The sequence below is a fragment of the Dactylosporangium sp. NPDC049140 genome, assembly GCF_040648435.1.
In genome coordinates, this window is the sequence record NZ_JBEZDS010000003.1 from 1 (window position 1) to 20,198 (window position 20,198).

Annotated in this window: 20 protein-coding genes; 10 read left to right on the top strand and 10 right to left on the bottom strand. The window is 73.8% G+C overall.

Translation table 11 applies throughout. The features are described 5' to 3' along the window. The coding region (locus AB0B76_RS06295; protein WP_360370261.1) for a hypothetical protein at positions 1 to 226 on the top strand (226 nt) is incomplete at its 5' end. A gap of 191 nt (positions 227 to 417) precedes the next feature. Then, positions 418 to 1,926 (top strand): hypothetical protein, encoded by a 1,509-nt coding sequence (locus tag AB0B76_RS06300; protein ID WP_360370264.1) that lies wholly within the window; start codon positions 418 to 420, stop codon positions 1,924 to 1,926. 132 nt (positions 1,927 to 2,058) lie between these two features. Here the strand turns inward: AB0B76_RS06300 and AB0B76_RS06305 are convergent, their stop codons facing one another. Further along, positions 2,059 to 2,754 carry a hydrolase gene (locus AB0B76_RS06305; protein ID WP_360370267.1) on the bottom strand — a complete coding sequence of 232 codons (696 nt, stop codon included), beginning with the start codon at positions 2,752 to 2,754 and terminating at the stop codon, positions 2,059 to 2,061. A gap of 70 nt (positions 2,755 to 2,824) precedes the next feature. Here AB0B76_RS06305 and AB0B76_RS06310 point away from each other — a divergent pair, with 70 nt between their 5' ends. From AB0B76_RS06310 to AB0B76_RS06320, 3 genes are all read left to right on the top strand, one after another. Continuing rightward, the gene (locus AB0B76_RS06310; protein ID WP_360371630.1) at positions 2,825 to 3,475 is read left to right on the top strand and encodes a phosphoribosyltransferase family protein; all 651 of its coding nucleotides are present in this window, start codon (positions 2,825 to 2,827) and stop codon (positions 3,473 to 3,475) included. Between the two features lie 318 nt (positions 3,476 to 3,793). Then, complete coding sequence (locus tag AB0B76_RS06315; RefSeq protein WP_360370270.1) at positions 3,794 to 4,744, top strand: NAD(+)/NADH kinase; 951 nt, start codon at positions 3,794 to 3,796, stop codon at positions 4,742 to 4,744. A 67-nt stretch (positions 4,745 to 4,811) separates the two neighbouring features. Next, complete coding sequence (locus tag AB0B76_RS06320; protein ID WP_360370273.1) at positions 4,812 to 6,185, top strand: FAD-dependent oxidoreductase; 1,374 nt, start codon at positions 4,812 to 4,814, stop codon at positions 6,183 to 6,185. Here the strand turns inward: AB0B76_RS06320 and AB0B76_RS06325 are convergent. The 3 genes from AB0B76_RS06325 to AB0B76_RS06335 all read right to left on the bottom strand — a co-directional run bounded on the left by AB0B76_RS06325 (position 6,116) and on the right by AB0B76_RS06335 (position 8,041). After that, the gene (locus AB0B76_RS06325) at positions 6,116 to 6,763 is read right to left on the bottom strand and encodes a hypothetical protein (RefSeq protein WP_360370276.1); all 648 of its coding nucleotides are present in this window, start codon (positions 6,761 to 6,763) and stop codon (positions 6,116 to 6,118) included. The two genes, AB0B76_RS06320 and AB0B76_RS06325, sit on opposite strands and share 70 nt — an antisense overlap. A gap of 87 nt (positions 6,764 to 6,850) precedes the next feature. After that, positions 6,851 to 7,099, bottom strand: a complete 249-nt coding sequence (locus AB0B76_RS06330) for a hypothetical protein (RefSeq protein WP_360370279.1) — start codon at positions 7,097 to 7,099, stop codon at positions 6,851 to 6,853. A 399-nt stretch (positions 7,100 to 7,498) separates the two neighbouring features. Beyond that, positions 7,499 to 8,041 (bottom strand): hypothetical protein, encoded by a 543-nt coding sequence (locus tag AB0B76_RS06335; protein WP_360370282.1) that lies wholly within the window; start codon positions 8,039 to 8,041, stop codon positions 7,499 to 7,501. 71 nt (positions 8,042 to 8,112) lie between these two features. Here AB0B76_RS06335 and AB0B76_RS06340 point away from each other — a divergent pair, with 71 nt between their 5' ends. Beyond that, positions 8,113 to 9,030: a cation diffusion facilitator family transporter gene (locus AB0B76_RS06340; RefSeq protein ID WP_360370285.1), complete on the top strand. Its 918-nt coding sequence runs from the start codon at positions 8,113 to 8,115 to the stop codon at positions 9,028 to 9,030. Here AB0B76_RS06340 and AB0B76_RS06345 read toward each other — a convergent pair. Next, positions 9,017 to 9,553, bottom strand: coding sequence for a DUF4760 domain-containing protein (locus AB0B76_RS06345; protein WP_360370288.1), 537 nt, complete (start codon positions 9,551 to 9,553; stop codon positions 9,017 to 9,019). The two genes, AB0B76_RS06340 and AB0B76_RS06345, sit on opposite strands and share 14 nt — an antisense overlap. Before the next feature lie 443 nt (positions 9,554 to 9,996). Here AB0B76_RS06345 and AB0B76_RS06350 point away from each other — a divergent pair, with 443 nt between their 5' ends. The 3 genes from AB0B76_RS06350 (at position 9,997) to AB0B76_RS06360 (ending at position 15,325) form a co-directional block, all read left to right on the top strand. Next, positions 9,997 to 10,449 (top strand): HEAT repeat domain-containing protein, encoded by a 453-nt coding sequence (locus tag AB0B76_RS06350; RefSeq protein WP_360370291.1) that lies wholly within the window; start codon positions 9,997 to 9,999, stop codon positions 10,447 to 10,449. Between the two features lie 190 nt (positions 10,450 to 10,639). After that, entirely contained in the window at positions 10,640 to 12,403 is a 1,764-nt protein-coding gene (locus AB0B76_RS06355) for a thiamine pyrophosphate-dependent enzyme (RefSeq protein ID WP_360370294.1), read from the top strand. Between the two features lie 3 nt (positions 12,404 to 12,406). Then, positions 12,407 to 15,325, top strand: coding sequence for an FAD-binding and (Fe-S)-binding domain-containing protein (locus AB0B76_RS06360; RefSeq protein ID WP_360370297.1), 2,919 nt, complete (start codon positions 12,407 to 12,409; stop codon positions 15,323 to 15,325). Between the two features lie 42 nt (positions 15,326 to 15,367). On the opposite strand, the gene AB0B76_RS06365 is transcribed toward AB0B76_RS06360, so the two are convergent. The 3 genes from AB0B76_RS06365 to AB0B76_RS06375 all read right to left on the bottom strand — a co-directional run bounded on the left by AB0B76_RS06365 (position 15,368) and on the right by AB0B76_RS06375 (position 17,875). Continuing rightward, positions 15,368 to 15,859 (bottom strand): hypothetical protein, encoded by a 492-nt coding sequence (locus AB0B76_RS06365; RefSeq protein WP_360370300.1) that lies wholly within the window; start codon positions 15,857 to 15,859, stop codon positions 15,368 to 15,370. A gap of 81 nt (positions 15,860 to 15,940) precedes the next feature. Continuing rightward, positions 15,941 to 16,954 (bottom strand): serine hydrolase, encoded by a 1,014-nt coding sequence (locus AB0B76_RS06370; protein ID WP_360370303.1) that lies wholly within the window; start codon positions 16,952 to 16,954, stop codon positions 15,941 to 15,943. 42 nt (positions 16,955 to 16,996) lie between these two features. Beyond that, the gene (locus tag AB0B76_RS06375; protein ID WP_360370306.1) at positions 16,997 to 17,875 is read right to left on the bottom strand and encodes a hypothetical protein; all 879 of its coding nucleotides are present in this window, start codon (positions 17,873 to 17,875) and stop codon (positions 16,997 to 16,999) included. A 227-nt stretch (positions 17,876 to 18,102) separates the two neighbouring features. Between AB0B76_RS06375 and AB0B76_RS06380 the strand changes: the two genes are divergently transcribed. Next, positions 18,103 to 19,290: an LCP family protein gene (locus tag AB0B76_RS06380; RefSeq protein ID WP_360370309.1), complete on the top strand. Its 1,188-nt coding sequence runs from the start codon at positions 18,103 to 18,105 to the stop codon at positions 19,288 to 19,290. 7 nt (positions 19,291 to 19,297) lie between these two features. Here AB0B76_RS06380 and AB0B76_RS06385 read toward each other — a convergent pair whose 3' ends face one another. Together AB0B76_RS06385 and AB0B76_RS06390 are read right to left on the bottom strand one after the other, a co-directional pair. Next, positions 19,298 to 20,011, bottom strand: a complete 714-nt coding sequence (locus AB0B76_RS06385; protein WP_360370312.1) for an SDR family NAD(P)-dependent oxidoreductase — start codon at positions 20,009 to 20,011, stop codon at positions 19,298 to 19,300. Positions 20,012 to 20,039: 28 nt separating this feature from the next. Beyond that, positions 20,040 to 20,186, bottom strand: coding sequence for a hypothetical protein (locus AB0B76_RS06390; protein WP_360370314.1), 147 nt, complete (start codon positions 20,184 to 20,186; stop codon positions 20,040 to 20,042). Positions 20,187 to 20,198: the final 12 nt, after the last annotated feature.

Here is a 20,198-nt window from a genome sequence, read left to right on the forward strand (position 1 = left end):
GCAGGCCTCGGCTCGGGCGGCGCCGACCTTCGTGCGCTCCGGTGATCCGGCCGTGCCGTCGCAGGCTCCGGCCGTGCCGTCGCAGCCTCCGGCCGTGCCGTCGCAGCCTCCGGCCGTGCCGTCGCAGCCTCCGGCCGTGCCGTCGCAGGCTCCCGCCGTGCCGCCGGCGCCGATGTGGCCCGAGACGCCGCCCGACGCGATTCCACCGCATTCCGCCGCCGATTGATTTGACCGTCCGGGCGGCGGCGGGAGTTCCGTCGTGAACGTTTCACCCCGAAATGTTTTCGACTCCGTGCCCACTCTTTGATGCCGCTTAAGTCTTGGCACAACCCGTCACAAGCATTGACTCCCGGCAATACGGCCGACCAGGGTTACGAAAAGGATTTCGTCAATGCCCTGTGAAGGGAGCCCCAACCCATGCCCAGATCCGGACCCACACGGATCATCGTCGCCGCGGCCGCCGCCATCGGCCTCGTCGTCACCGGGGTCTACGCCGCCGGCAGCGCGTTCGCCGGCGACCGGACCAGTCAGACCGCCGACCTGACCGCCGTGCCCGCCAACGAGCCCGCCAAGGGCCTCGTGTACGACGGCCTGCAGCGCCGCCCCGCCGGACCGTGCGGGGCCGGCCTGCTCGAGGTCAAGGGGACCAGCCCGGTCATGTGCACGCACGGGCCCGACACGCCGCCCGCCGGGCTGTCGGTCAAGGCCGGCGTGCCCGCCATCGCCTCGGCCGCGGCGTCCACCCAGGCGCTCGCCGTCTGCGAGGGCGACGGTACGAGCGGCCGGCGCGTCGAGGTGCTCTACATCCACGGCTCCAGCAGCCGCTACTCGCAGTACCTGGAGACGTTCCGCACCCTCGCCGAGGGCGTGGACACGATCTTCAACGAGAGCGCGAAGGAGACCGGCGGGGAGCGGCACGTGCGGTACGTGACCGAGACCGTCAACGGCGCCTGCCGCCCCGTGGTCCGTGACGTGCAGATCGCCGACTCCGCCCTGAACGCCAACGACTGGGCGCCGCTGCTCAACGCGGTCAAGGCGGCCGGGTACACCCGCACGGACCGCAAGTACCTGCAGTTCGTCGACGCCAACGTGTACTGCGGCATCGGCGGACTCGCCGGCGACACGACCAAGAGCGACTCCAACCGGTCGAACATCGGCCCGGAGTACGCCCGCGCCGACAACGGCTGCTGGAACGCCGGTGTGGCCGCGCACGAGCTCGGCCACACCCTCGGCGCCGTCAACAACAACGCGCCCAACGCGTCCGGCTTCGGCCACTGCACGGACGAGTGGGACGTGATGTGCTACAAGGACGACGACAGCGTCACGGTCCGCACGGTGTGCACCGACCGGGCGCACGACAACCGGCTGGACTGCAACCACGACGACTACTACAGCACCAACCCGGCCGCCGGGTCGTACCTGTCGAAGTACTACAACGTCGCCGACAACCTGTTCCTCATCAAGGGCACCGGAGGCGGCGGCAACCCGCAGCCGGACAGCAACCTGGCGAGGTCCGCGACCCCGTCGGCGTCGTACACGTCGTCGTGGGAGTCGGTGAACGCCATCAACGACGGGATCGACCCGCCGTCGTCGAACGACACCGTGAACCCGCGCTGGGGCACGTGGCCCAACAGCGGGCAGCAGTGGGCCGAGCTGCAATGGTCGAGCGCCCAGACGCTGAAGCGCGTGCAGGTGTACCTCTTCGACGACAACCAGGGCATCGATGTGCCCTCGAGCTGGAAGCTGCAGTACTGGAACGGCAGCGCGTACGTCGACGTGCCGGGCGCCAGCGGCTACCCGGTCACCGCGAACGCGTACATCACGGTGAACTTCACCCAGGTCAGCACCACGCGCCTGCGGGTGCTGCTGCAGTCCACCGGCACCAGCTCGGTCGGCCTGCTGGAGGTCAAGGCCTTCGCCAGCTGACATCCGGACCGTTCGGGCGTGGTCGCAACCGGCCGCGCCCGGACGGGTTCAGGTGCCGTCGTGGGGCGGGTAGCCCGTTCAGGGTGAGGTCGACGTCGGCCGGGTGCCCAAATCGGCGGCGCCCGGACGGGGTCAGGCGCCGTCGCCGTCGGGCAGGTAGCCGTTCAGGGTCAGGTCGAAGTCGGCCAGGTGCCGGTCGAACCACTGCGCCGCCGCGCCCGCGACCTGGTCCAGCGTCCCGGGCTCCTCGAAGAGGTGCGTCGCGCCCGGCACGATCCACAGCGCCGACTCGCCGCCGAGGTCGTGGTGCGCGGCCCGGTTGAGGTCCAGGACCGTGGCGTCGAGCTCGCCGACGATGAGCAGTACCGGCGCGGTCACCTCGGTGAGCCGCGGGCCGGCGAGGTCCGGGCGGCCGCCACGGGAGACCACCGCCCGCACCTGGCGCGGACGGTCGGCCGCGGTGAGCAGCGCCGCGGCGGCGCCGGTGCTGGCCCCGAACAGGCCCAGCGGGAGCCGGGTCAGCACGGTCTGTGCGCCGATCCAGTCGACGACGCCGGTCAGCCGGTCGGCGAGCAGCCCGATGTCGAAGCGCAGGCGTCCCCCGGCGGCGTCCCGGCGCTCCTCGTCGGCGGTGAGCAGGTCGGTCAGCACCGTGGCCAGGCCGACGCCGTTCAGGCGGCCGGCGACCATGCGGTTGCGCGGGCTGAGGCGGGAGCTGCCGCTGCCGTGGGCGAACAGCACGATCCCGCGCGCGTCGGCGGGCACGGTCACGTCGGCATCGAGAATGACCCCGGCGGACGGTACCGCCATCATCGTGTCGTGTCCCATGATCTCCCGCCTACCCCGGTCGGGGTGGAGTACGCATGCCGGGGCCCCGGGCGGGTAGAGGAACGGCGTGATGCTCTTCGCCGACCGGAGCGAGGCCGGCCGGGCCCTCGCCGAGAAGCTGGCCGGCTCGGCCGCCGTTGCCGGTGACGTTCTGGTGCTGGCGCTGCCCCGTGGCGGTGTGCCGGTCGCCGTGCCGGTGGCCGAGCGGCTCGGTGCCGAGCTCGACATCGTGGTCGCCCGTAAGATCGGGGCGCCCGGCCACGCGGAGTTCGGCGTCGGGGCGCTCGCCGAGGACGGGCCGCCGGTGTTCGACACGCACGTCCTGCGCTACCTCGGCCTCAGCTCCGCCGACCTCGCCCCGACCGTCGCCGCCGAGCGGGCCGAGCTGCGTCGGCGGGTGCGGCGGTACCGTGGCGACCGCCCGGCCCCCGCGGTGACCGGCCGCTGCGTGGTGCTCGTCGACGACGGTCTGGCCACCGGTGTCACCGCCCAGGCCACCGTGGGCTGGCTGGCCCCGCGGGAACCGGCGCGGATCGTCCTGGCCGTGCCGGTCTGCTCCGAGCAGGCGCGCGACCGGCTGGGCGGCAGTGCGACCGTCGTCTACCTGCACGCGCCGCCGGACTTTGCTGCGGTCGGGCAGTGGTACGCGGACTTCACCCAGCTCACCGACGCCGACGTGGATGCGGCGCTGGAGCGCCACGCCCGGACCGGCACGCCGTAGTGCCGCGGGAGTGTGGCGCGGAAGGAGGACGCGGCACGGGCGCGCTGTAACGGCGGCACGGTTCGCTGTGACGCCGCACGGGCCGGCTGTGACGCGCGCGGTCCGCTGTGACGCCGCACGGGGCCCAACCGTGACGCCGCACGGCCCCACTGTGACGCGGCACGGGCCCGCCTGTGACACGGCACGGAGACTGGGACGCGGCACGGGCCCACCTGTGACACGGCACGGAGACTGGGACGCGGCACAGGGCTGGGACGCGGCACGGGGGCTGGGACGCGGCACGGGCGCGCTGGTACGCGGCACGGCAGACTGGGACGCATGAGCGAGCACTCGAAGGTCGGCACCGTCGGTCTCGTGCTGCACCCGCGCAAGCCGGTCGACGACTCCGTCGCGGCCATCCTCGCGGCCACGGGTGGGCAACCCGTGCGCGTCGTGGCCCGCGAGCGCGACCGGGACCGGCTGCCGGACGGTGTCGGTACCGTCGCCGACGACCGGTTCGCGGAGGACGTCGACGGGATCATCGCGCTCGGCGGCGACGGCACGATCCTGGGCGCTATGCGGCTCGTGGTCGGGCGGCCGGTGCCCATTCTCGGCGTCAACCACGGCAACCTCGGGTTCCTCGCCGAGGTGTCGCCGCCCGAGCTGCCCGCCGCGCTCGCCCGCCTCGCCGCCGGTGACTTCACGATCGAGCGGCACGCCGGGCTCGCCGCGAACGCCGGCCCGGCCGAGCTCGCGACCGGGTTCGGGTTCAACGACGTCGTCCTGGCCCGCACCGGGCGCTCCGGAGCCGTCTCCGTCGACCTGTCCGTCAACGACGTGCGGTTCGGCTACTACCGCGCCGACGCCGTCATCGTCGCGACGCCGACCGGGTCGACGGCGTACAACCATGCGGCCGGCGGGCCGATCCTGTCGCCGTCCTCGGATGCCGTCGTCATCACGCCGGTCGCCCCGATGGCCGGCATCGCCCGTTCGGTGGTCCTCGGCGCCGGCGACCGGGTGAGCTTCGCCGTGGCCCCGGACAGCGCTCCGATCGCGGTCGATGTCGACGGTACCGCCGGTGCGATCCTCCACCCCGGCGACCGCATCACCACGACGCTGCGCCGCGACGCGGGCGAGATCGTCCGGTTCTCGGCGGCCGAGCACGCCAGCCGCAGCCGGGTGAAGCTGAGCCTCCTCGACCTGCCGCTGCGCCCCGACCAGCTGCTCGAGCTCATCCCGCCGGAGATGCGCCAGCGCGCCCACGAGGCCATCGCGGGCCTTGATACGTAAGGTCCGCAGATGGGCATTGTCTCGTTACTGACCGTGCGCGCCGGCCGGGGGCCGCAGGATCATCGGCGTGTCCGACAACCAACGCCATGCCATTGTCCTCGGGGGCAGCATCGCCGGCCTGACGGCCGCCCGCGCCCTCCGTGATTCCTTTGACCGCGTCACCGTCTTCGACCGCGACACCCTGCCCGACGGGGCCGCCCACCGCCGGGGCGTACCCCAGGCCGAGCACGGCCACGGCCTGCTCGCCCGCGGCCGGGCCGTGCTCGAGGAGCTCTTTCCCGGCCTCGTCGACGAGCTCGCGGAGCTGGGCGCCATCCCCCTCGACATCCAGCGCGACGTCGTGTGGATCTTCGGCGACCGGCCCGCGCCCCGCGTCGCCTCCGGGCTGGCCGGGCTCTCGGTCAGCCGGGCCCTGCTCGAGGCCGGCCTGCGCCGCCGGGTCGCGGCGCTGCCCGGGGTCACGATCCTCGACGGCCATGAGGCCACCGGGCTGACCTTCGACGGCGCCCGGGTCACCGGCGCGACCGTCCGGCCGGTCGGCGGCGGCGAGCACGAGGTCCACGCCGACCTCGTCGTCGACGCCACCGGCCGCGGGAACCGGGGCACGACCTGGCTCGCCGCGCTGGGCTTCGAGCGCCCGGCCGAGGAGCGCATCGACGCCGGTACCGTCTACGTCTCCCGCGACTACCGCCGCGGGCCCGGTGCGGCCGATTTCACCGCGATCCTCAACGCGCCCGGCGGCCCGGCGCGGCCCTACGGCGGGATCGCCCTCGGCGTCGACGGCGACCGCTGGATGGTGACCCTGCTCGGGGTCGGCCCCGGCCAGGCCCCGCCCACCGACCCGGACGGGTACCTCGACTTCGCCGCGAAGCTGCCCGACCCGCGCCTGCACGCGCTCCTGGCCGCCTCGGAGCCGCTGGGCGACCCGGTGCGGCTGCGGCTGCCGGCCAGCGTGCGGCGGCGCTACGAGCGGCTGACCCGGCTTCCGGAGCGGCTGGTGTCGATCGGGGACGCGCTGTGCAGCTTCAACCCGGCGTACGGCCAGGGGATGACGGTCGCGGTCGCGCAGGCCGCGGCCCTCGGGCGGGCGGCGGGCGCGGGCCTCGACGGTCTGCCGCGGCGCTTCTACGCGCGGGCGGCCCGGATCATCGACGTGCCGTGGGACATGTCGGCCGGCGGCGACCTCGCCTACCCGTTCGTGGAGGGGGCGCGGACGCGGCGGGGCGAGGTGCTCAACGCGTACGTCGCCCGGGTCCAGGCCGCGACCGGCCACGACGCCGCCGTGGCCCGGCGCTTCCTCGAGGTCACGAACCTCATGCGGCCGCCGCAGTCGCTGCTGGCGCCCGGGATGCTGGCCCGGGTGCTGCGGGCTCAGCGCAGGAGCAGGGCCCAGAGCGCGATGAGCACGACGAGCAGGGCGACGGCGACCATCGCCCAGTAGGACCTCCGGGAGGCCTCCGCCGGCGTTTCGACAACCGGCGGCGGAGGCGCCTCCACGACCGGTGCGGCTTCCACGGGCGCCGACACCACCGGCGTGGTTTCCACGGGAGCCGTCGGCAAAGGCAGCGTCTCCAGCACCGGCGGAGTCGCGGGCGCGGGGATCGGAACCGCGACGGCGACCGGGACCGGGCCGGCGGACTGCGCGCGCTGGATGAGCCGGGCCACCCGCGCGCTGGCGGCGCGCAACCGCGCGGCCTCCTTCGCGGGAACCTTGTGCCCGGCGATGATCCCGCACGCCTGGGCCACCGCGACGACGAGCACCGGATTGCCGACGAGCTCCCGGTGCCCGGTGAACAGCGCCGCGATCATGTTCCGGTCCACCCGCAGCCCGGGCGCGAGCCGGTGGGAGCGGATGACCTCGGCGAGGTACCGCCGCGTGCTCTTCGGCCGGGACCGGCCGCGCGGGCGCTTGCGGCTGCCGCGGTGCTCGGCCCGGACGACCAGTGCCGTCAGCGTCGCCACCAGCGACTCGACGGCGTCGTCGGCCTCCTGCCACCGCCGCGTCACCGTATCCGTCACCGAAGCCGTCCCCCAAGCCGTGTCCATGCCCACGCGTGTACCCAGATTCTCGCGTGACCCGCACACCGGCACGCCGGGAGGGCGGCCTTATGGCTTCCCGTCGATCCATACGAGCGTGGACGGGTACAGCGTCTCGGCCGTGGCCAGGGCGGCGTCGGCGGAGCCGAACACGGCGACCTCGATGCGCCCGTCGGCCAGGAACCAGCTCGTCACGGCGTGCCCGGTGAGCTCGTGCCCCCACGCGACGACCGACGGATGGCCGTCGTCCTCGGGGTCGGCGACGATCCCGAACAACCGCGGCGCGTCGTCCAGCAGCGGTTCGTCGGCCTCGATCACGCGGGCACCCTCATCCGTCTCGGCAACATGCACATGCAAACGCAGCGTACGACCGTCTTCGCCCCCGGGCACGATCGCGAGGCCATGTGGAGTAATGAATATCTCGGAAGAGGTGGGGGCCTCAGTAACTCACGTCCCGCAGCAGGCTGGGCGCCGCCTGCGACCAGGGGATCTCGGCGCTGTCGCGGCGCAGGACCCGGCGGGCCAGGGCCTTCAGCCAGCAGCCACGGGCCGGTCGTCTGGTCGCGCTCGTAGCCGAGCAGGCGGCCCCAGGGCCGCCGGGTGACGATCACCGCGACGATCGCGCCGTCGTCCACGACGAGGTCGGTGACGCGGCCCGCGGTACCGTCGACGCGTTTGCCCAGAAGATCACTGGCGCGCAGGCCGACCTGGGCGGGGTCAGTTGCCGGCATCGTGGGCTCCCGGGAGCCGGCTGATGAGGTGCTCGCGCAGCCACTGCTCCAGCGCGGGCTCGGCGAGCAGCTCCCGCCGGATGGTCAGGTGCACGGCGCTGTCGGTGTGGCCCACGACGTCCCACGGGATGCGCAGCGGGTCGGGGTTCTCGGCCGGGTGCAGCCGGCCCGAGACGCCGGAGACCCGGCGGCCGAGGCGCCCGCCGAGCCGGCGGCCGAGGGCCTGCGGGCCGACGAGCAGCGCGGCGATGCGCGGCCCGCCGTCGGGGCCGGGGGCGAGCTCGACGTCGTCGACCTTGCCCACCGCCTCGCCGGCCAGGTCGACGATCTGCCGGTCGAGCTCCGGCGCCCGCCCGTCGCGCACGGCGCCGCCGGTCAGGCCGGCGGTCAGCAGCGCGTCGTGGGCCGCCTGGGCCGTACGCTCGGCGGCCACGGGGAAGTCGGGCGGGCGCACCGAGCAGCACCCGAGCAGCCCGCACAGGACCACGAGCAACCCGGTCACCGCGGCGGCCATGATCCGAGGTCGCATGAGCGCTGTGCCCGGGTGCGGTCCGTTTCCAAACACGGTTGCCCGGCGCCCGGACGGGTATCGATGGGTGCATGGCGGAAAGCGACGAGAGCAGCACCAGGACCGTCCTCGTGGCCGCGGGGGCGAACCTGGCGATCGCCGCGGCGAAGGCGGTCGCGGCGATCCTCACCGGTTCGGCCGCGCTGTGGGCGGAGACGATGCACTCGGCCGCCGACACCGGCAACGAGGTGCTGCTGTGGCTGGGGCTGCGCCGCTCGAAGCGCGAGCCCGACCGCCGTCACCCGTTCGGCTACGGCCAGGAGCGGTACTTCTGGGCGTTCCTGGCCGCGCTCGGCATCTTCCTCGTCGGCGGCCTGCTGTCGATCGCCGAGGGCGTGCGCAGCTGGCTGGTGCCGGAGCCGCTGGAGAGCCCGTGGATCGGCATCGCGGTGCTCGTGGTGTCGGCGGGCTTCGAGTCGTGGTCGTGGCTGACCGCCCGCCGCCAGCTGCGCGAGGACGCCAAGGCCCGGCGCCGCTCGGTCCGCGAGCACCTGGTCCGCGCCTCCGACCCGAGCGCCACCACCGTGTACCTCGAGGACTCCGCCGCGCTCGTCGGCATCGCCCTGGCCCTGATCGCCCTGATCATGCACATGGTGACCGGCTGGGCCTGGTGGGACCCGGCGGCGAGCATGGCCATCGGCGTCCTGCTGGCCGTGGTCGCGTGGCTGCTGGCCCGCCGCTCCAAGGCGCTGCTGATCGACGCGGCCGCGCCCGACGACGTGATGGAGGACCTGCGCGAGACGATCGGCCCGCAGCCGTGGATCGGCACCGTGCACGAGCTGCGCGCCGTGTACGTCGGCCCGTCCCAGCTGCTCGTGACCATGAACGTGTCGCCGTGCGAGGAGCTGCGCGCCCGCCCCGGCTCGGAGCTCGTCACGCACGTCACCGAGCTGCGCGAGCGCCTGCTGCGCAACCCGGGCGTCGCCGACGCGGTCATCACACTGGTTTGATCGCGTGGCAGTCCTTGCTGCGGGCCGCCTGCAGCTGCTCCAGATGGGGCCGGAGGGCCTCGGCCAGCTCCTCCATCTCCACGTACGCCAGGTCGTGCCGGTTGGCCTCCCGGAACCGGACGATGAAGTCCTTGTACGCGTCGTACACGCGCACGATGATCGTTCCCGACGTCCTCGCGACCACGTCGATGTCGAACACCCCGATGTTGATGCCGGCCGCGAGGTTCTCGTAGAAGTTCAGGTAGTTGCGCAGCAGTCGGCCGTTCGGGCTGTTCGAATCCGCGTCCCGGGTGAACTCCCGGACCGCTTCCGGATCGGTGTCCGGCGGCACCTCGCTGGACACCCGCCGGCGATGCTCCATGGTGGCCGCGATGTGGGCCAGGGTTGCCTGGCGCTTGATGCGAACCTGCTCGGCCACGAACGACTCGCTCGCGTCGGTGATCTGCTGCTGCAGCAACCGCAGCTGCTTCACCAGCAATGCCAGGAACACGATGTTCACGACAAGGGCGGCGACAGCCGCCATCGCGGAAATGGCGTCGGCCTTCACGGCAACCTCGCATCTCCCCGTTGACCGCTCATGGGGGTGCTTCCGGGGATCATCGAAGCAGCGCCGCAGCCGGAACGGCAGACCCGGACGCCGGAAGTGTCATCCACTCATCGGTTCCCGGCATTATTGGCGCGCGGCGGTCCTCGGCGCCCTCGGGGGAGCGGCGCCCGCCCGCCTGGAGGTCAGCCGGCGCGGCCCTCGATCAGGAGCTCCCGGCCGTTTCCGCCGGGTTCCCAGGTGGCCGTCAGGCCGGTGAGGCCCGCCTCCCGCAGGTGTGGCATCAGCTCGTCGTCGAAGGCGCGACCGACGCTGCCGCCGTCGGGCCGGACGGCGTGCTCGGTGACGCCCAGCGCGAACCGGCCGCGAAGGCGAAGGCGGCGGCAGGCGTGCGCTCACCATCCTCCTCGCGATGGTCGACGGTGAGCAGGACCCCCGTCGTGCTCAGCTCGATCGCCGTCGCGTTCGGGCACATCGGCGACGAGCGGGGCGTCGAGCCGCTCGTCCGGATGCGGGCGCACGCCGACGCGCGGGTCCGTGACGGGGTCGCGTTCGGGCTGCTCGGCCGCGACGAACCGGCCGCCCTGGAGGCGCTGATCGAGCTGTCGGGTGATGCGGATGCCCAGGTGCGTGACTGGGCGTCGTTCGGGCTGGCCCGCCGGACGACCCGGGACTTCCCGCGCCTGCGCGCCGCCCTCGCCGCGCGGCTCGACGACGACGATCCGGACGTCCGCGCCGAGGCGATCCACGGCCTCGCGGTCCGCGGCGACGTACGGGCGCTCGAGCCGCTGCTGCAGGCGCTGGAGACCCGGCTCCCGGTCAGCGACCGCAACGTGCTCGAAGAGGCGCTGCACGCCCTCGTCACGCGGCGGTGATGGGCGATCCGGAGCGCAGCGGCCGCGATCGCGCTGGGCTGTGCCGGCGACCACCGGGCGGTGCCGGAACGGGTACGGCTGATGCGCGCTGGACGTGGGGCCGGCGCGCCCGGGACCCCGCCACGCCGGTCGAACCGGTACGTGGCAGGGGGCAGTTTGGGCGGGAGCTGACCGGGTAGCGCGCATTGACATGGGCGCGATTACGGCTGAAGTACTGATCTCCCGGCTCGTCGAGTGGGGCGTCGACACGGTGTTCGGGCTGCCCGGCGACGGGATCAACGGCATCATGGAGGGGCTGCGCCGCAACCAGGACAAGATCCGGTTCGTCCTCGTGCACCACGAGGAGGCGGCGGCGTTCATGGCCACCGCGCACGCCAAGGCGACCGGCCGGATCGGGGTGTGCCTGGCGACGTCCGGGCCCGGCGGCATCCACCTGGCCAACGGTCTGTACGACGCGAAGCTCGACCACGCCCCGGTGCTGGCGATCACCGGCCTGCAGGAGTCCAGTGTGCTCGGCACGGCCTACCAGCAGGAGGTCAACCTCGACCGGCTGTTCGAGGACGTGTCCGAGTACAACCAGATCATCATGAACCCGGCCCAGCTGCCGACCCTGGTCGACATCGCGATCCGCACCGCCTATGCGCGCCGCGGCGTGGCCCATCTGACCATCCCCAACGACATCCAGGTCGCCCCGGCCGGCAAGGACCCGTACCAGACGGTGGCGCCCGTGGTGGCGCCGTCGAGCTCGCCGGTGTACCTGGCGCCGGCCGTCCGACCCCGCGACGCCGACCTGCGCGTGGCCGCCGACCTGCTCAACGGCGCGGAGAAGGTGGGCATCCTCGCCGGGATCGGGGCCCGCGGGGCCGGGGCGCTGGTCGTGCAGGTCGCGGACACGCTCGGCGCCCCGATCGTCAAGACGCTCGCGGGCAAGATGGTGGTGCCCGACGACTCGCCGTACGTCACCGGCGGCCTCGGCCTGCTCGGCACCAAGCCGAGCGAGGACCTGATGGAGGACATCGACGTCCTGCTGATGCTCGGCACGAACTTCCCGTACACCAAGTTCCTGCCCAAGGCCGGCACCGCCAAGGTCGTGCAGGTCGAGATCGACCCGGGCCGCGCCGGCACCCGCGTCGCCACGGACGTGCCCCTCGTCGGCGACGTCGGGGCCACCCTGGAGGCACTCCTGCCTCTGCTGGAGGGCAAGGACCAGAAGCATCTGCGGCGGTACCAGGAGAAGGTGCGCGACTGGCGGGAGCACCTGACGGCCCTGGAGTCGGCGGAGCGCGACCCGATCGCCCCGCAGTATCTCGCCGCCCAGCTCGACGTGCTCTGCACCGACGACGCCATCCTCACGTGCGACTCGGGCACGATCGCGACCTGGGCGGCGCGGCACTGGCAGATCCGCGGCGGCCGCGAGTTCTACCTCTCGGGCACGCTGGCGTCGATGGCGCCCGGGCTGCCGTACGCGATCGCCGCCCAGCACGCCCACCCGGGCCGACAGGTCGTCGCGTTCATCGGCGACGGCGGCTTCGCCATGCTCATGGCCGAGTTCAACACCGCGGCCCGGTACGGCCTGCCGATCAAGGTCGTGGTGAGCAACAACAACTCCCTGGGCCAGATCCTGTGGGAGCAGATGGTGCTCGGCTACCCGGAGCACGGCGTGCGCTTCGGCGAGCCGAACCCGGACTACGCCGCGATCGCCCGGGCCTGCGGCGGCTTCGGCACCCGCGTCGACAAGCCCGGCGACGTGGCGAGCGCGCTGCGGGAGGCGTTCGCGCACGACGGCCCGGCCCTGGTCGACGTGGCCGTGGACCCGAACGAGCCGCCGATGCCGGCGAGCGTCACCTACGAGCAGGCCAAGAAGTTCGCCACGGCGTTCATCAAGGGCCAGCCGCACCCGGCGGCCATCGCCACCACCCTGTTCAAGGACAAGATCCAGAAGCTGAGGAGCTGAACCATGGCGGTCGTCTCCCTGCCGGCGCCGACCGCCCGCCGGGCCGCACCCCAGTCCCGCGACGCGGCGGGGCTGGAGGCGGCGCTGCGCCGGGCGGTCCGCGGCGACGTGCGCTTCGACGCCGGGGCGCGGGCCGCGTACTCCACCGACGGCTCCAACTACCGCCAGGTACCGATCGCCGTGGTGTGCCCGCGCGACCCCGACGACGCGGTCGCCGCCGTGCGGGTCTGCCGCGAGCACGACGTGCCGATCGTTTCCCGCGGCGGCGGCACCAGCCTCGGCGGCCAGTGCTGCAACGTCGCGGTGGTGCTGGACTTCTCGAAGTACATGCGCGGCGTGGAGTCCGTCGACCCGGACGCCCGCACGGCGGTCATCCTGCCGGGCACGCCGCTGGACGACGCCAACGCGGCGCTCGCCCCGCACGGCCTGATCATCGGCCCGAAGCCGGCGACGCACTCGCACTGCACGATCGGCGGGATGGTCGGCAACAACTCGTGCGGGTCCACCGCCCAGTGGTCGGGCACCACCGCCGCGAACGTCGAGCGACTCGAGATCCTGACGTACGACGGCACGCGGATGTGGGTGGGGGCCGGCTTCGAGGACACCGGGCTCCATCACGCGCTGCGTGAGCTGCGGGACCGCTACGCGGAGCAGATCGTGACCCGTTTCCCGGACATCCCGCGGCGGGTCTCCGGCTTCAACCTGCCCGAGCTGCGCGACGACCACGGGTTCCACGTCGCCCGGGCGCTCGTCGGGACCGAGTCCACCTGCGTGGTGGTCCTGCGGGCCGAGCTGCGGGTGCTGCCCCGGCCCGAGAACCTGGTCACCGTGCTGCTGGGCTTCCCCGACATCGCGGCGGCGGGCGACGCGGCCCCGCGCCTGGCCGCGCACTCGCCGATCCAGCTGGAGGGGCTGGACGAGAAGCTGCTGCGGTACGAGCGGGAGGAGCACCGGCCGGCGGAGATCCTGCACGCGTTGCCGGACGGCCGCGCCTGGCTCATGGCGGACTTCGCCGGCGACGACTCGGAACGGACCGCGCGGGCCGTCGTCGCCGCGCACGACGGGCCGGGCACGATCCTGGACGACGACGACATGCGCGAACGGCTCGCGAAGGTGCGCGAGGCCGCCCTCGCGACCACCGCGCGCACCCCGAACGGCCCCGACGCCTGGCCCGGCTGGGAGGACTCGGCGGTCGACCCGGCGCGGCTCGGCGACTACCTGCGCGCGCTCGGCGGGCTGCTCGACGAGTTCGGGTACGGCGCCACCAGCCTCTACGGCCACTTCGGCCACGGCTGCGTGCACTGCAGCATCCCGTTCGACCTCACCAGCGCCCCCGGCATCGCCCAATACCGCGAGTTCGTGCGGCGCTCGGCACGGCTGTGCGTCGAGCACGGCGGCTCGCTGTCCGGGGAGCACGGCGACGGGCAGGCCCGCGGCGAACTGCTGCGGATCATGTACGGCGACGACGTCGTGCGGGCCTTCGAGGAGTTCAAGGCGATCTTCGACCCGGCCGGGCGGATGAACCCCGGCAAGGTCGTGCACGCCCGGCCCCTCGACGGCGACCTGCGCCTCGGCGCCGACTACGCCCCGGCCCAGCCCGCGACCGCGTTCCGCTACGCCGAGGACGACGGCAGCTTCGCCCGGGCCGCGATGCGCTGCGCCGGGGTCGGCGAGTGCCGCCGCAGCGCGCCCGACGGCGGCGTGATGTGCCCGAGCTACCAGGTCACCCGCGACGAGGAGCACTCGACCCGGGGCCGGGCCCGGCTGCTGTTCGAGATGGTCAACGGCGGGGTCATCGACGACGGGTGGCGCAGCACCGCGGTGCGCGACTCGCTCGACCTCTGCCTGGCCTGCAAGGGCTGCCGCAGCGACTGCCCGGTGCAGGTCGACATGGCCACGTACAAGGCCGAGTTCCTGCACCACCACTACGCCGGGCGGCTGCGCCCGCGCGAGCACTACTCCCTCGGCTGGCTGCCGCTGCTGGCCCGAGCCGCGTCCGTGGCGCCCGACCTGGCGAGCCTGGCCGCGCGGCTGCCCGGAGCGAAACGCCTGGCGGGCATCGACCCGCAGCGTTCGGTACCGCGGTTCGCGCCCGCCCGCATCGACAAGTGGCTGCGCCGGCGCGGCTCCCGCGGCACCGGCGAGCGGGGCCGCGTGCTGCTGTTCCCCGACTCGTTCACCACCGCGTTCGCGCCCGCCATCGCCGCCGCGGCCGTCGGCGTGCTCGAGGCCGCCGGCTTCGAGGTGATCGTCCCGCCCAGGCCGGTCTGCTGCGGCCTGACCTGGATCTCGACCGGCCAGCTCGGCACCGCCCGGCGGGTGCTGCGGCGCACCGTCGACACGCTCGCCCCGTACATGCGCGAGGGCCTGCCGCTGGTCGGCCTCGAGCCGTCGTGCACCGCGGTGTTCCGCTCCGACCTCGGCGAGCTGTTCGGCCGCGACCAGGACGCCGGCCGCCTGGCCCGGCAGAGCGTCACCCTCGCCCAGCTGCTGACCGAGCGCGCCCCGGACTTCGCCCCGCAGCTGCCCGGCGGCGGCCGCGCGATCGTGCAGCGCCACTGCCACCAGCACGCGGTGCTCGGCGCCGAGGCGGACGCCGCGCTGATGGACGCGATCGGCCTGGAGGCGGAGGACCTGGACTCGGGCTGCTGCGGGCTGGCCGGCAACTTCGGCATGACCGCCGGGCACCGGGACGTCTCGCTCGCCTGCGCCGAGCAGACCCTGCTGCCCGCCGTGCGCGCCGCGGACCCGGGCACCCTCGTGCTCGCCGACGGCTTCTCGTGCCGCACGCAGATCGAGGACGCCGGCACCGGGCGCCGCGCCGTGCACCTCGCGGAGGTGCTCAACGCCGCGGTGCACGGCGAGATCCTCGGCGCGTACCCGGAGCGGCGCATCTCGCACCGGCCGGGCGACCGGGGCTGAGCACCGCCCTGGGCGACCGTGGCTGACGTTGCGTCGGTGCGTTCAGAGCGGCCGGCGCCGAGCCGTACCTGGTCGCCCCAGGGCCGCGCGGGTGACGGTGCCGTACATCAGGTGCGGCACGACGTCGCTCGCCCAGTCCTTGGCCGACCACGTCCTCGGGTCGCTGATGCCGAGCGCCTTCAGCGGGACGTCGGCCAGCGCCATGGCCACGCCGCCGATGAGCGCCACCTCGACCGCCGGGCGCAGCTCCCGGCCGCGGCGGGCCAGGGCGTGGTGCAGCAGTCCGGCCAGGGCGCCGACGGCGATGCCGACCCCGGTGCCGACCAGCGGGCCGAGCCCCTGCAGGCGGTTGGCGCGGGTCCGCTCGTCGCCGGGCACGTGCACCCCGGCGTCTTCGGCGGCCCGCTCGACGAGGTCCTGGGGCGCGCTGCTGGCGGGCCGCCCGCGCACGGCCATGTCGAGGTATCCGGCGGCGTTGAGTGCGGTCGTCCCGGCCGCGCCGGCGAGCGCACCGCGAAGCAGTCCCGTGGTCATGGCCGGGCTCTACCCACCCGCCCCCGTCACTAACGGCGGCGGGCCCGCGCCGAGCGGATCGCGCGGCGCGGGCAGCACGGGTCAGCCGCCGTTGTTGGGCTTGAACTCCGGCACGAGCATCTTCGTGCGGGCGGCCGCCGTGGTGGTGGTCTGGATCGTGTCGAACATCGTGCGGCCGAGCACCGCGTGAGCCTCGACGGCCGGGTGGGTCGCGCCGTAGTTGTCGAGGTCGCCCAGGGCCTCGGCGAAGAACCCGTAGACCAGCGCCGGCGAGCCGTCCGCGCCGAACATGATGCCGGCCTCGTGCCGCGCCGCGCCGAGCGTGTTGAAGTCGGCGCCGTACTTGGTCGCGACCCGGCTTCGCTCCTCCGAGGACATGTTGCGGCGGATGCCGTCGTGGTACCCGTCGATCCAGCGCAGGATGCTCAGCAGGAACGTGCACGAGGACGCCGACAGCAGCGTCCCGTTCGCCAGCCGGGTCAGCAGGTCGGTGATCTCGTGCGGGGTGGTGGTACCGAGGAAGAAGCGGTTCGGGTTGGCCACCGGCTCGACCCGGGTGTGGACGAAGCCCTTCACGGCCAGGATGTCGTTGATCTCCAGCGCCGGCACGACCCGCCCGCACATGCGCACCGCGGTGTTGTCGGAGACGAGCAGCATCGCGGTGAGGAAGTTCGCCACGGTGATGTCGTCGCCCCAGACGGTGTGCAGGAAGTAGATCCCGCTGCCGCCCAGGATGATGTCGGCCTGCAGGTCCAGCTTCTGCCCGAGGGTGAGCTGGCCCCGGTCGATCTTGTCCATGACGGCGGTCGCGACGGCCAGCTTCTGCACGCTGTACCCGTTCACGACGTGGTCGGCGTCGTCCTCGACCACGGTCTCCAGCGCGCCCGCGGCGTTGACCCGCGTGACGTGCGAGTACCAGGTGCCGCCGGCCTTCGCCTTCTGCCGCCCGTACACCCGCCGGATCTTCTCGGCCGGCGGCAGCCCGGCGAGCTCGTCCCTGGCCGGCGCCGCGCCCGCCGTCCCGCTCGCGACAAGCGCCGCGGTCGCCCCCGCGCCGGCCGCGATCGCCGCCCGCCGGCTCATCCCCATGGCCATACGCCCTCCCCGTTTGTCGCGTTTGTCAGTCCGAAGGCATATTTAACCCTGCAAATGGGGCTGAAGATAGATGTGCCGGGCCGTCGGCACGAAGTCGCGGATGTGGGCCCGGGCCTCGTGCAGCGCCGCGGCGACGTCGGCCCCGGCGGGTACGCCGACACGGGCGGTGACCATGAGCTCGTCGTGCGTGAGGTGCACGACGCTGAGCTGGGTGATCGAGCGGATGTCGGCGGCCAGCAGGGCGAGCTCGATCCCGTCGGTGTCCACGGCGCGCGCCGGCGCCAGCGTCACAAGGCCCGCGAGCCGGACGGCGAGGAAGAGGTCGACCCCGGCGATGGCGGCGGCGACGGTACCGGCGGCAAGCGTGTCGAGCAGCCGCGTGTGGCTCAGGTGGCAGGCGGTCGCCCCGGCGAGCACGGCGAGCGTGGCGGCGGGCGCGGCCAGGTGCAGCGCGACCGCGAGCGAGGCGCGCAGCCGCGGGTTGTGGCGCAGGTACGCGCGCCACGACGCCGCCCCGCGGTCCCGGTTCGCGGCCCGCACGACCACGACCGCCGCCGCGCCCTGCGCAACGAACGCGGCCGCGAGCCCGAGCCGAGCGGCGCTCGACGGCCCGACGCACGGGATCGGCCCCTCGGGCGTGACGGCCGCCCACACGACGGAGAGCGCGGCGAGCGTGGAGAGCGCGACGCTGGCGGCGAGGGGCAGCAGCAGCCGGTCGCGGCGCGGCGCCTGGTCGGGCCCGGGGACGAGGGTGACGATCCCGGCGACGGCGAGCGCGACGACGGCAAGCACCATGGTGGCGGCGGTGCGGGCGTAGGCCAGGCCGAGCAAGGCCACGGCGGACAGCCCGCCACCGATCGCGACCCGCCGCGCCGTCATGCCCACGCCGCCCATCTTGGCCGATGCGGGCCACCCCGTCACCGTGCCGTCTCCTCCAGCGCCGAACAGGACCCGACGAGGTGGTCCGGGTGCGCCCCCGTGCGGCCGGTCGCGAACGCGAGCACCGCGGCGGCGCCGGCCACGCGGGACGCCGAGAGCGGCCCGGTGCAACGCACAGCCTGGGAATTGCGTCAATAGCGGTGAAGGCCGCCCGATCCACCGGTGGTGATCTTGTACAGTGAAAGCCCGTTGACCCTCAGGAGTCGGCCGTGACCTCGCCGGACACCCCGGATCGCCGGCGCCGTGCCCCTCGGCTGCCCGGCCGCGACCCCGTGTGGGCGCGGCTGCTCATCGCGTTGGGGCTCGTGTTCACGCTCCTGGCGGGCGGGGCGCTGGCGGGCAAGGAGGCGCTGTTCAAGTACGCCACCCGGAGCGTCGCCCAGGAGAACCTGCTCGGCGACAGCGGGCGCCAGGCCCAGCAGCGCGGGCACGTCGACATCGACGGGGCCAAGAACATCCTGCTCATCGGCATCGACGCGCGGCCCGGGCAGGACCCGGCCGACCTGGTGCGGGCCGACTCGATCATCATCCTGCACATCCCGGCGAGCCACGACCAGGCCTACCTGGTCTCCATCCCGCGTGACACGTGGGTGAAGATTCCGCCGTACGACAACGGCGTGAAGGAGTACGAGGGCGGCCACGACAAGATCAACGGCGCCTACGCGTGGGGCGGCGACGGGCTCACCGGGGCCAACCAGCGCTCCCACGCCGTGGAGCTGCTCGCCCTGACCATCAGGTCGCTGTGGGGCATCACGTTCGACGGCGCCGCGATCGTCGACTTCACCGGCTTCCAGCAGGTCGTCGAGGTGCTCGGCGGCGTCGACATGTACGTGGACGAGGAGACCACCTCGGTCCACATCGGCCACGACGCCAAGGGCGAGACCAAGGTCCCGTTCCGGCAGTACACGCGGGCCGACGGCGGCCAGGGGCTGTCGCCGGTGGCGGGGGTGACGCCGGTGGTGTACCACGTCGGCTACCAGCACCTCGAGCCGTGGCAGGCCCTCGACTACGTGCGCCAGCGCGAGCTGCTGCCCAACAGCGACTACGACCGCCAGCGGCACCAGCAGCAGTTCCTCAAGGCCGTGTTCAAGAAGATGCTCAGCCAGGACGTGCTCACCAACCCGGGCCGGCTCAACCAGGTGCTGCAGGTCGTGGGCAAGGCGATGACCATCGACAGCGGCGGCCTGGACCTGGCCGACTGGGCGTACGCCATGCGCGGCATCGGCGGCGACGACCTGCTCACCATCAAGACCAACAACGGCACCTTCAACAACAGCCCGGACGCCGCCAACGCCGAGACCCTCGACCAGACGACGCTGGAGCTGCTGGCCGCGGTGCGCACCGAGCGGGTCCAGGCCTTCGTCGCCGGCCACCTGGACCTGGTCGCCCCCAGCTGAGCCGGGCTCACCAGGCCAGCGCGGGCCCGTCCCGTTCGCTGCGGTCCAGCGACAGGTACCGCGGCGAGGCCGGGTCGGCGCTGTCGAGCAGCTCGGCGAGCCGGTCGGCGGCCCGCTCGGGCGACGTGGCGGCGCCGGCGACCCCCATGGCCGTGGTCAGGCTCCCCGGGTGCACCGCCCAGCACCGCACCCGCCCGGCGAGCTCCTGCGCGAGGGCGATGGTGAGCATGTTCTGGGCGGCCTTCGAGATCCGGTACGCGTAGCTGGTGCCGCGCCCCGCGAACTCGCCCGCGGCCTGCGCGGACAGCGACCCGAGCCGCGACGTCACGTTGACGACGATCGGCGCCGGGGCGGCGGTGAGCCGGGGCAGCAGCGCCTGCGTGAGCCGGAGCGGCCCGGCCACGTTGACGTCGACCGCGTGCAGGATGCTCTGCGGGTCGCACTCGGCGAGGGGCCGCCCGGGCGCCCCGACGCCGGCGTTGTTGACCAGCGCGTCGACCGGCCGCTCGCCGACGGCCGCGAGCAGGGCCGCCCCGACCGGGTCGCGCACGTCCTGCACAACGGTCACCACGCGGCCGGGGCCGGCCGGGACCCGCGGCGTGCGCACGCAGGCGATGACGTCCCAGTCGCCGGCGGCGAGGCGGTCCACGAGGGCGGCCCCGAGCCCGCGCCCGGCGCCGGTGACGACCGCCAGCCGCCTCCGGTCGTGCTCGCCGCTCATGTTCCCCCTCGCCGCCTGACCCGGTCGCCTACTCCGGCCGGGTCTCACCGGCGTCGTGGTAGTCCTTCTGGGTGTTGACGTGGAGCACCACGGGGGAGTCGGGCGTCGCCCCCGGAACCGTGGTCAGCGTGCCCAGGGCCAGGATCGCGAACAGGACTGCCATCAACCGACGCATCTCGTCCTCCTT

Excerpts from the sequence above, each read along its gene's own strand:
- AB0B76_RS06390 (WP_360370314.1), bottom strand. The coding sequence starts at position 20,186 with ATGCGTCGGTTGATGGCAGTCCTGTTCGCGATCCTGGCCCTGGGCACG.
- AB0B76_RS06355 (WP_360370294.1), top strand. The coding sequence starts at position 10,640 with ATGGGCGCGATTACGGCTGAAGTACTGATCTCCCGGCTCGTCGAGTGG.
- AB0B76_RS06310 (WP_360371630.1), top strand. The coding sequence starts at position 2,825 with ATGCTCTTCGCCGACCGGAGCGAGGCCGGCCGGGCCCTCGCCGAGAAG.
- AB0B76_RS06315 (WP_360370270.1), top strand. The coding sequence starts at position 3,794 with ATGAGCGAGCACTCGAAGGTCGGCACCGTCGGTCTCGTGCTGCACCCG.
- AB0B76_RS06305 (WP_360370267.1), bottom strand. The coding sequence starts at position 2,754 with ATGGGACACGACACGATGATGGCGGTACCGTCCGCCGGGGTCATTCTC.
- AB0B76_RS06335 (WP_360370282.1), bottom strand. The coding sequence starts at position 8,041 with ATGCGACCTCGGATCATGGCCGCCGCGGTGACCGGGTTGCTCGTGGTC.
- AB0B76_RS06300 (WP_360370264.1), top strand. The coding sequence starts at position 418 with ATGCCCAGATCCGGACCCACACGGATCATCGTCGCCGCGGCCGCCGCC.
- AB0B76_RS06365 (WP_360370300.1), bottom strand. The coding sequence starts at position 15,859 with ATGACCACGGGACTGCTTCGCGGTGCGCTCGCCGGCGCGGCCGGGACG.
- AB0B76_RS06370 (WP_360370303.1), bottom strand. The coding sequence starts at position 16,954 with ATGGCCATGGGGATGAGCCGGCGGGCGGCGATCGCGGCCGGCGCGGGG.
- AB0B76_RS06385 (WP_360370312.1), bottom strand. The coding sequence starts at position 20,011 with ATGAGCGGCGAGCACGACCGGAGGCGGCTGGCGGTCGTCACCGGCGCC.
- AB0B76_RS06345 (WP_360370288.1), bottom strand. The coding sequence starts at position 9,553 with ATGGCGGCTGTCGCCGCCCTTGTCGTGAACATCGTGTTCCTGGCATTG.
- AB0B76_RS06360 (WP_360370297.1), top strand. The coding sequence starts at position 12,407 with ATGGCGGTCGTCTCCCTGCCGGCGCCGACCGCCCGCCGGGCCGCACCC.
- AB0B76_RS06340 (WP_360370285.1), top strand. The coding sequence starts at position 8,113 with ATGGCGGAAAGCGACGAGAGCAGCACCAGGACCGTCCTCGTGGCCGCG.